General features: G+C 64.4%; 7 protein-coding genes. All 7 read right to left on the bottom strand.

Going from position 1 to position 9,570, the window contains the following annotated elements; all coding sequences use genetic code 11:
* Positions 1–726: 726 nt before the first annotated feature.
* A complete protein-coding gene (gene ssb / locus JHD67_RS08615; protein ID WP_199098763.1) occupies positions 727–1,281 on the bottom strand; it encodes a single-stranded DNA-binding protein in 555 nt (184 codons plus the stop codon).
* A gap of 230 nt (positions 1,282–1,511) precedes the next feature.
* On the bottom strand, positions 1,512–2,207 hold the full coding sequence (locus tag JHD67_RS08610) for a response regulator transcription factor (RefSeq protein WP_199098762.1): 696 nt from the start codon (positions 2,205–2,207) through the stop codon (positions 1,512–1,514).
* Positions 2,204–4,870 carry a sensor histidine kinase KdpD gene (locus JHD67_RS08605; protein WP_199098761.1) on the bottom strand — a complete coding sequence of 889 codons (2,667 nt, stop codon included), beginning with the start codon at positions 4,868–4,870 and terminating at the stop codon, positions 2,204–2,206. The genes JHD67_RS08610 and JHD67_RS08605 overlap by 4 nt, the downstream gene beginning before the upstream one ends.
* 143 nt (positions 4,871–5,013) lie before the next feature.
* Positions 5,014–5,583 carry a potassium-transporting ATPase subunit KdpC gene (kdpC, locus tag JHD67_RS08600; RefSeq protein WP_199098760.1) on the bottom strand — a complete coding sequence of 190 codons (570 nt, stop codon included), beginning with the start codon at positions 5,581–5,583 and terminating at the stop codon, positions 5,014–5,016.
* A 10-nt stretch (positions 5,584–5,593) separates the two neighbouring features.
* On the bottom strand, positions 5,594–7,120 hold the full coding sequence (locus JHD67_RS08595; RefSeq protein WP_199098759.1) for an outer membrane beta-barrel protein: 1,527 nt from the start codon (positions 7,118–7,120) through the stop codon (positions 5,594–5,596).
* 81 nt (positions 7,121–7,201) lie between these two features.
* The gene (locus tag JHD67_RS08590) at positions 7,202–7,402 is read right to left on the bottom strand and encodes a hypothetical protein (protein ID WP_199098758.1); all 201 of its coding nucleotides are present in this window, start codon (positions 7,400–7,402) and stop codon (positions 7,202–7,204) included.
* A gap of 72 nt (positions 7,403–7,474) precedes the next feature.
* Complete coding sequence (gene kdpB, locus JHD67_RS08585; protein ID WP_233171739.1) at positions 7,475–9,556, bottom strand: potassium-transporting ATPase subunit KdpB; 2,082 nt, start codon at positions 9,554–9,556, stop codon at positions 7,475–7,477.
* Positions 9,557–9,570 lie beyond the last annotated feature (14 nt).

Genomic DNA, 9,570 nt, shown 5'->3' with positions numbered 1-9,570 from the left:
ATTACATCGAGGTTTTCTACAACCGGCAACGCCGACATGGACATCTTGGCGGCCTTGCGCCAATGATGTTCGAGGCGGCCAACTCAAAATCCGGCAGCTAACCGTCTACGAAAGCGGGGGCGTACCAATCGATGGCGTTTCAATTTGCCCAACGGCGTGAGGACGGTGGCGGTGACTGGCGATCTGGTCAGTGACGATGCGGACGTGGTACGCCGCTGGGCCGTGACCGGGCGCGGCATTGTGTACAAATCGCGCATCGATCTCCTACCGGACATAAAGGCGGGGCGCCTGCTGGAGCTATTTCCCGCCGCCTATGGTGAGTCCGTTCCGTTGAACTTGGTCTGCGCTCACCGATCTCTAGTGACACCAGCAGTCCAGCTACTGTGCGATCACTTGCGAGTTCGCTGCAGCGACATGATTGAAGGCATATGAGCCTCTTTCGGATCTCGGTATGACGCGGCGGGTATAGCTTCAGGGCCACGTAGACCCGCCAACTACGGGTCTTACCGAATCCCTCGGGCCGAAGGGCTTGATCGAAAAGCAGGCCAAAACCGTGGCCCGGGTTGTCCTTCAGAGGCACCCCGTTTCTAGTTTCAACGTGTCCGAAAATCGGAACGACCTCAGAACGGCGCGCGGCACGAAATCGTCCAGTCTTAAAAAATAAAAACCCCCGACAAATCGGGGGTTTATGAGCCAAGGCCGTACAAAGACGGTCTAAGGTATGTCCTAGAACGGAATATCGTCGTCGTCGAAGCTGTTGTTCTGCACCGGCGCCGGGGCCGACTGGCGCTGCTGGTTGCCGTAGTTGTCGCCGCCGCGCGACTGACCGCCGCTGTAGCTACCGCCACCACCGCCGCCACTCTGGCGCTGCTGACCGCCGCCACCGCCCTGTGCGCGCTGGAAGCCACCGCCGCCGCCACCACCACCGCCCATGCCGCCTTCGGAGCCGCCGCCGAGCATCTGCATTTCGTTGGCGATGATATCGGTGCTGAAGCGCTCCACACCGTCTTTGTCGGTGTACTTGTCGGTGCGCAGCGAGCCTTCGATGTACACCTGGCGGCCCTTCTTGAGGTACTCGCCTGCAATTTCAGCAAGGCGGCCGAACAGCTTTACGCGGTGCCACTCGGTGCGTTCCTGCTTTTCGCCGCTCTGCTTGTCGGTCCAGTTCTCGGAGGTGGCAATGCGCAGGCTGGTGATGGCCGTGCCGTTGCCGGTGTAGCGGGTTTCGGGGTCCGCGCCGAGGTTGCCGACGATGATGACTTTATTGATACCGCGTGCCATGGATGGATGTCCTTTTGTGAGCCGGTGCTGCGTTCTTGGGCAGTCAGCACCGGAATGGTGGAACCGGAGGCCATCATACCCGTGGGCCATGGGTCGAAAACAGGATTGACCTGCGCCCCTGGCCCGTGAACGGATGTGGCCCGACCCGCCCCATCGCGCCTGGGCGGGCAGAAAAGCTTCGCTAATCAGAGCACTTGGCGTTCTCAGGGGCTGCGACGCCCGGGAGCGTCTCAGTGGTCGGTGAGGAAGCGGTAGCCCACGCCGGGCTCCGTTTTGAGCCAGCGCGGGGTGGCGGGGTCGTCGCCCAGCTTCTGGCGCAACTTGCCAATGACGATGCGCAGGTAGTGGCTGTCCTGGGTATGGGTGGCGCCCCAGATGTCACGCAGCAACTGCTGTTGGGTCACCACGCGGCCGGCGTGGCGCAGCAGCATGGCGATAACGGCGTATTCCTTGCGGGTGAGGGCCAGCGATGTGCCATCCAAGGCGACCTCGCGCCTGGCCAGGTCGATCATCAGGTGGCCGTCGTCGTAACGCTGGGGTGCATCCGGTTCGCCGGGGCGGCTACGCAGCAGGGCGCGCAGGCGGGCCATCAACTCCTGAATGCCAAAGGGCTTGGTCACGTAGTCATTGGCGCCGGCATCCAATGCCTTCACCTTTTCGCTTTCGGCATCGCGCACCGACAGCATCACCACCGGCACGTGGCTCCATTGGCGCAGTTCGGACAGTACGTCGTGGCCTTCGCGGTCCGGCAGGCCTATATCGAGGATGACCAGATCGGGCGAGCGCGTGGCAGCCAGGGCCAGGCCCTGGGCGCCGTCGGCCGCGAGCAATACCTCGTAGCCCTCGGCGCGCAGGCCGATGTCGAGGAATTTCCGGATCTGCGCCTCGTCGTCGATAACCAGCACGCAGGGCGTAGCAGCGCTCATGTGGGATTGTCAGGCGGCGCCGGCAACGGCAGGGTGATGCGAATGGTGGTGCCAATGCCGTCGCCCGGCAAGGCTTCGACGCTGCCGCCGTGCGCACCGATCATGCCGCGACAGATCGCCAGGCCCAGGCCGGTACCCTGCGGAGCCCGGTCGCCACGCGCCACCGAATAGAACATGTCGAAGATGCGTGCCCGCTCGTCCTCGGGGATGCCTGGGCCACGATCGATCACGTCGATCTGCATCTGCTCGCCCTTGGAGCGCACCACCACGCGCACGGCCTCGCCCGGTGGCGAGAAGCGGGCGGCGTTCTCCAGGATATTGAACAGCGCCTGTTCGATCAGTGCGGGATGCACGTACAGGAGGATCGTGCTCGGCGGTAGCGCGATATCCAGCTTGAGGTCGGGAAACAGTTTGCGCAGGCGCGTGGTGGATGCGGCGACGATTTCGGCGGCATCGGTCCAGTCGCGATTGAGCTTGAGCGTGCCATGACCCAGGCGCGTCATGTCGAGCAGGTTCTGGATGTAGCGATCCAGGCGCTGGCCTTCGCCGAGGATGGCTTCCAGCAATTCGCGCCGCTCGTCGGGCGGCAATTGGTCGCCGTAGCTGGCTAGCGTGCCGGCGGAGCCGATCATGGAGGCCAGCGGTGAGCGCAAGTCGTGCGATACGGACGACAGCAGCGCGTTGCGCAGGCGCTCGGTTTCGCCCTGCACACGCGCGCCTTCCAGCTCGTCGGTGAGGCGTGCGCGTTCCAGGGCCTGGCCAATGTCTTGCACCATGGTCAAGGCCAGGCTGCGCTCGTCGGGTAGCAGCTCGCCCCGTTCCGGCACAAAGCGCAGGGCGGCTGCGCCCAATTTGTTGTCTTCGCTGCCGAGCGGCAGCACCCAGCATGGTGCCGCGTTGAGGGTGTCGGTGTAGCGGCCGGCTTGTTCGGCGTGCTGCTCACACCACGCCGCCGCGGCCAGATCCTGCGCGGCCAGTGGAAAGTCGCGCGGCGAGGAGGCCACGGCGTGCAGCACCTGGCTGGCATCGCGCGCGAGAATGGCCACGTCGCAACGCAGCCCATGCGCGAGCGCGTTGGCGCCCACCTTGCGGATGCCATCGGCATCGGTACTGGTGGACAGGCGCTGCCCCAGCGCCAACAGGGCGCGTGCCTGCGCATGCGCCGCACGCATGGATTCCACCTGACTGGCCAGCCGCGTGGCCAGTCGGCTGCATACCAGGGCCGCCACGAAGAACAGGCATACGGCGAGCACGTCGTCGAAGCTGGCGATGGTCAGCGTGTAGCGCGGCGGCGCAAAGAAGAAGTTGTCGCCGAGAAAACACAAGGTGGCCGTGTACACCGCCACCGCCATGCGCGTGCGTACCGCCACCACCAGCACCACCGTGAGGAAGATCAGCGAGAGGTTGGCGACCGACAGGTATCTATCGGCAATGAAAGCGAGTGCAAAGCCCACCAGCATGGCGAGCGTGGCGTAGATGTATTCGTCGCGCCGCCCTCGCCCGCCGGGCATGCGCAGGCGCAGCCGCGACTTGGCCCGCTCCGCCGGCGTGGCGATGATGGTGAGTTCCAGGTGTGCGCCGCGACGCAGCAGCAACTGGGTGAGTGAGCGGCCGAGCATGCGGGCCAGTGGACGTTCGCGCGTGCGGCCCAGGATGATCTGGCCGATGCCTTCGCGGTCGGCATGCGCGATCAGCTCGTCGGCGATGGCATGGCCGCGCAGCACCACGGTATCGCCACCGAGACGACGGGCCAGCCGCATGGCGGTTTCGATGCGCTCGCGACGCGCCTTGTCCAACGTAGCGCCGGTATCCACGAAGGCCACGCTCCACGGCGCGCCGCGCCGCTCAGCGATACGGCGCGCCACGCGCACGAGGTATTCGCTCTGTGAATGCCCGTCGATAGCGGCGAGCACGCGGCGACGCACCGGCATGGCTCCGCCGCGCGCCAACATGTGCTCGCGCAGGTCGCTGTCCACGTGGCCGGCTACGGTTTCCACCGCCAGCTCGCGCAAGGCGACGAGGTTGGTCGGCGAGAAGAAGGCATCCAGCGCGGCGGCGGCCGTTTCTGGTACGTAGACCTTGCCTTGCTTGAGGCGCTGGATCAGCTCGCGCGGCGGAAGATCCACCAGTACGATGTCGCGCGCCCGATCCAGGAAGGCGTCGGGTACGGTTTCGCGCACGGTGACATTGGTGATACGCCTTACCTGGTCGTTGAGGCTCTCCAGGTGCTGCACATTGAGTGCGGTGTACACCTCGACACCGGCGTCGAGCAGTTCGGCGATGTCCTGCCAGCGGCGCTCGTGCCGGCCGCCGGGTAAATTGCGGTGTGCCAGTTCGTCGACCAGGATCACGTCCGGACGGCGCTGCAGGGCGGCGTCCAGATCGAACTCGGTGAAGTCGCGGCCACGGTAGGTCACCGATCGCCGCGGCAACTGCTCAAGCCCTTCAAGCAGTGCCTGCGTTTCCGCGCGACCGTGGGTTTCCACCAACCCCACCACCACATCCACGCCCTGCCGCTTTAACTCGCGCGCGGCCGAGAGCATGGCGTAGGTCTTGCCTACCCCAGGGGCGGCGCCCAGAAAAATCTTCAGGCGCCGGCTGCGCTCTTCCTGCACCGAATCGAGCAAGGCATCGGCGCGCGCTTCACGAGAGAGCTCGGACATGCATTCCCTTGGTTGGGGTGAACCGTGACTACGTTAAGGGTGCGCTGATCCGTTGACCAGCGCACCCTCAGGGATGCCCCGAATAATCGCCGTCATCTACGCCAAGGCGGGAATGACGGGTAAAAGCAGAGCATCCTCAGGCCTCAATGGCCATCCAGCGCCAGGTTGAGTTTAAGCACATTGACCCGCGGCTCACCCAACATGCCGAACTGGCGGCCCTGGGTGGCCATGGCCACCATGGCCTGTACCTGCGATTCGCTCAGTCCGCGTGCCCGCGCTACGCGCGGCACCTGGTAGGCCGCGGCGGCAGGCGAGATCTCCGGGTCCAGACCGCTGCCCGACGCCGTGACCAGATCTACCGGCACCGGCGCGGTGTTACCCGGGTCGGCCGCCCGCAGGGCATCGATACGCTGCTTCACCGCATCGGTGAGCGCCGGGTTGGTCGGCCCTTGGTTGGAACCGCCCGAGCTTTCGCCGTTGTTCGGCTGCGGCGCCGTGGCGGAAGGACGACCCCAGAAATACTTGGGATCGACGAAGGCTTGGCCGATCAGCGTGGAGCCGATCGGCTTGCCATCCTTCTGGATCAGACTGCCGTTCGCCTGCGAGGGGAACAGCACCTGGGCCAGACCGGTAGTCACCAGCGGGTATGCCACGCCGGTGATCACCGTCATCAGTAGCAGCATCATCAAAGCGCTGCGAATCAACCTGCCCATGTTCATTACCTCAGTAGTGGAGGATCGCATCGACCAGCGCGGTGGTCTGATGGTTCTTGCGGCCGCCGTCGTAAGCCGGGAAATCGTAGGCATGCTCGTAGCGCAGCTCCGGACGGATCTCCAGATCCTGCGAGACCCAGTGGGTCATGCCTACCGTGTGGCTGGAGTAGCGCGTGGCGAAACCGGTGCGCTGACCCTGCTCGTCGTTATAGAACTCGTTGCGGATCGACATCATGTTGCTCGGGTCGAGCTCGATGTTGAAATAGTTGACGATGCCGAACGCCGGATTGTGGCCCAGCGGGAAATTCGGTGCCTCACCCAACGGATAGCCAGGTACGCCGGTGGGTGCGTGCGACTGCGAGGGGTCGGTAGCCAGTGACTGGTTGCGCACGTAAATGCGGTACGCCTCGGTGAGCATGTGCACGTTGGGCGAGAAACGATGGCCCCAGGTCAACACGAATTCCTGCAGGTTGTTGTAGGTCTGGTTGGAGTGGTTGTACGACTCCACGCAGGGATACAGCATGTCGTTGTTGGATTTGGACACCCAGCGTACGCAGCCCTGGAAGGTCAGCCGACTGGTGCTGTCCCACGGCGCGGAGTCGTCGCCACCATGCACGCCCACCTGCACCGTCCACTGGTCATTGAGCTTGGTCGTGGTGATCACGCCCATGTTGGTGTACGCATCCACCGTGTAGAGAATGGAGTGGGTCAGCAGGTAATTGTTGGGTGAGAACTGCGCTTCGATATCGGGCAGCGACAGATAGCGACCGGCCGTAATCACCATGCCCTGCGCCACCCACGGCACGTACAGGTCCACATAGGCGATCATCGGGTCGTTGCCATACAGCTTGCCGTTGAGCGCGCTGTTCGATTTGGGGTTGTTCAGGAGCTGATCGCTCGTGACACCCTTCATGGTGGTGTAGTGATAGTCGTAGCCGTACAGATCATCGAAGTGGAAACCCCAGTCGACGTGATCGGTCTGCACGGTATCCGGCAGCCGCTCGATACGGAACAGGAACTGATCGAACTCCACGCGGTTGGGGCGCGTGGCGTACGAGAGCGGATAGTTGGTGTGATTGGACGAACTGATGTTGAGCGACGGGTTGATCCAGCCATACGTCTCGATGCGGTTGTCCTGCATCCAGTGGCCGAGCTTGGTACATGCCAGCGCTTTCTCCAGCGGGTACTGCGAGTTCTCGTTGGGCACGCCAATCGGATAGTCCACGCCACCGAGCTGCCACTCCGCCGACGGAAACGGCGGCGAGGAGAACGGCGAATCCATGCCACGACGCGCAGGCGCGGGAGCATTGGGGTCGGCAGGCTGCGCATCTTCGCGGTAGGCCGCAGCCAATCGCGAGAAGAAGCCCTGTGAGCAATCGGCGCTCGCTGCCACAGGCGCGCTGGGCGCGGCCTGGCCCAGATCGGCGGCGGCGGTCACCTCGGTGGTGATCGCGTTGACGCTCGGCGATGCCAGCGCCTCACCCGCCGGAGCCAGGGCGATCAACAAAGCGAGCGAAAGCACTTTCTTGGAGTTCATGTGTGTTCCTAAAAACCGGCCCCGGGGAGAGCCGTCCTCTGTTTTGAATAGGGTCGTTGGCGAGGCGATGCGGCCTCATGCTCAGATGCCGGCGTATCCGCCGAGCACGTAGTCGTCTTGCTCGTTGCGCGGCGCCTCGGTGGTCTGAGGCTGCACGCGCGCCCTGCCGTTGACGGGTAGCGCGATCACCACATCGCAGTCGGTGTCGTTCGCCGAGAGGCGAAGTTCCAGATCCGGATGGGTGTCGTCGGGTAGCGAAACGGAGAGCTTGAGGGTCTGCATGGCTTAACTCCTGAGGAGGAATGGCGCCTGGTTGAATTCAAGGACGGGCTGGGTGAGCGGCGCTGGGCCGCGTCACGCCAGACCGAACAGCACGAGCAACATGTCGATCAGCTTGATACCGACGAACGGCACGGCAATGCCGCCCAATCCGTAGACCAACAGGTTGCGACGCAGCAGCGCGCCGGCCCCCAGGGCGCGGTACTTCACACCCTTCAGCGCCAATGGAATCAGGAAGATGATGATGAGCGCGTTGAAGATCACCGCCGACAGGATGGCGCTCTGCGGGGTGGCCAGCTTCATCACGTTCAGCGTGTTGAGCGCGGGATAGGTGGTGGCGAACGCCGCCGGGATAATGGCGAAGTACTTGGCCACGTCGTTGGCGATGGAGAACGTGGTAAGCGCGCCGCGGGTGATCAGCATCTGCTTGCCGATCTCCACCACCTCGATCAGCTTGGTCGGATTGGAATCCAGATCGACCATGTTGCCCGCTTCCTTGGCGGCCTGCGTACCGGTATTCATCGCCACCGCCACGTCGGCCTGGGCCAGCGCAGGGGCGTCGTTGGTACCGTCGCCGCACATCGCGACCAGACGGTTTTCGGCCTGGATCTTGCGGATGAGCTTGAGCTTGGCCTCCGGCGTGGCTTCGGCGAGGAAGTCGTCCACGCCCGCCTCGGCCGCGATGGCGGCGGCGGTGAGCGGGTTGTCGCCGGTGATCATGATGGTCTTGATGCCCATGCGGCGCATTTCGGCGAAGCGCTCGCGGATACCGCCCTTCACGATGTCCTTCAGTTCGATCACGCCGAGCGCGGTGGAGCCTTCGGTAACGATCAGCGGGGTGGCACCACGACGGGCGATGTCCTCGGCCATGTGCTTGACCAGGGGCGGCAGGTGGCTGCCCGCGGCGTCCAGATAGCGTTCCACGGCATCCAGCGCACCCTTGCGGATCTGGCGATCGCCCAGGTTCACGCCGCTCATGCGGGTCTGCGCGGTGAACGGCACGAATTCGGCGTGCCCCTCTTCCAGATGGCGCTCGCGAATACCGAAGCGCTCCTTGGCCAACACCACCACGCTACGGCCTTCCGGCGTTTCGTCGGCCAGCGAGGCAAGCTGCGCGGCATCGGCGAGCACGGTCTCTTCCACGCCCGGTGCGGGCAGGAAAGCCACCGCCTGGCGATTGCCGAGGGTGATGGTGCCGGTCTTGTCGAGCAGCAGCACGTCCACGTCGCCGGCCGCTTCCACGGCACGGCCGGAGGTGGCGATCACGTTGGCGCGGATCATGCGATCCATGCCGGCAATGCCGATGGCCGAAAGTAACGCACCGATGGTGGTGGGAATCAGGCAGACCAGCAGCGCCACCAGCACGGTAATGGTGATGGGGTTGCCGCTACCGGCGGCCTGCACGCTGTAGATCGAGTACGGCAGGAGCGTGGCGCAAGCCAGCAGGAAGATCAGGGTGAACTTGGCCAACAGGATGGTCAGCGCAATCTCGTTGGGCGTCTTGCGGCGCGAGGCGCCCTCGACCATCGCGATCATGCGGTCCAGGAAGCTCTCGCCCGGGTTGCTGGTAATGCGCACCACCAGCCAATCGGACAGCACGCGCGTGCCGCCCGTGACCGCGCTGCGGTCGCCACCCGATTCACGGATAACCGGCGCGGATTCGCCGGTGATGGCGCTTTCGTCCACGCTGGCGGCACCCACCACCACCTCGCCGTCGCCCGGCATCACTTCGCCTGCTTCCACCAGCACGTGATGGCCCATGCGCAGTTCGGGCGAAGGCACGAAGGTAATGGCCGCATCGCGCTGCGGGCTGGCGAGCTTCTTGGCGATCACGTCGCGGCGCGAACCACGCAACGCGGCGGCTTGTGCCTTGCCGCGGCCTTCGGCCAGCGCTTCGGCGAAGTTGGCGAACAACAGGGTGAACCACAGCCAGATCGTCACCCAGAAAATGAAGCCGGTCGGCGCTTCGCCGTGGCCGGTCAGCGCCTGCACCCACAACAGGGTGGTGAGCACGCTGCACACGAACACCACGAACATCACCGGGTTGCGAAATTGCAGGCGGGGCGACAGCTTGCGGAACGAATCGGCCACGGCCTTGAGTATCAGGTCGCGATCGAAGCTGCGCACGTTGTGCACATGAGTATGAGTCGTTGTCATGGATCGATGTTCCG

It is taken from the genome of Dyella sp. ASV21, assembly GCF_016428975.1.
In the GTDB taxonomy this organism is placed as follows: domain Bacteria; phylum Pseudomonadota; class Gammaproteobacteria; order Xanthomonadales; family Rhodanobacteraceae; genus Dyella.
The sequence above is the reverse complement of the archived record's forward strand: the minus strand, read 5'-3'. Positions and strand labels throughout refer to the sequence as shown.

Bases quoted from the DNA above. Each gene is read 5' to 3' on its own strand.
- JHD67_RS08605 (WP_199098761.1), bottom strand. From the start codon at position 4,870: ATGTCCGAGCTCTCTCGTGAAGCGCGCGCCGATGCCTTGCTCGATTCG.
- JHD67_RS08595 (WP_199098759.1), bottom strand. From the start codon at position 7,120: ATGAACTCCAAGAAAGTGCTTTCGCTCGCTTTGTTGATCGCCCTGGCT.
- JHD67_RS08590 (WP_199098758.1), bottom strand. From the start codon at position 7,402: ATGCAGACCCTCAAGCTCTCCGTTTCGCTACCCGACGACACCCATCCG.
- kdpB (WP_233171739.1), bottom strand. From the start codon at position 9,556: ATGACAACGACTCATACTCATGTGCACAACGTGCGCAGCTTCGATCGC.
- ssb (WP_199098763.1), bottom strand. From the start codon at position 1,281: ATGGCACGCGGTATCAATAAAGTCATCATCGTCGGCAACCTCGGCGCG.
- JHD67_RS08610 (WP_199098762.1), bottom strand. From the start codon at position 2,207: ATGAGCGCTGCTACGCCCTGCGTGCTGGTTATCGACGACGAGGCGCAG.
- kdpC (WP_199098760.1), bottom strand. From the start codon at position 5,583: ATGGGCAGGTTGATTCGCAGCGCTTTGATGATGCTGCTACTGATGACG.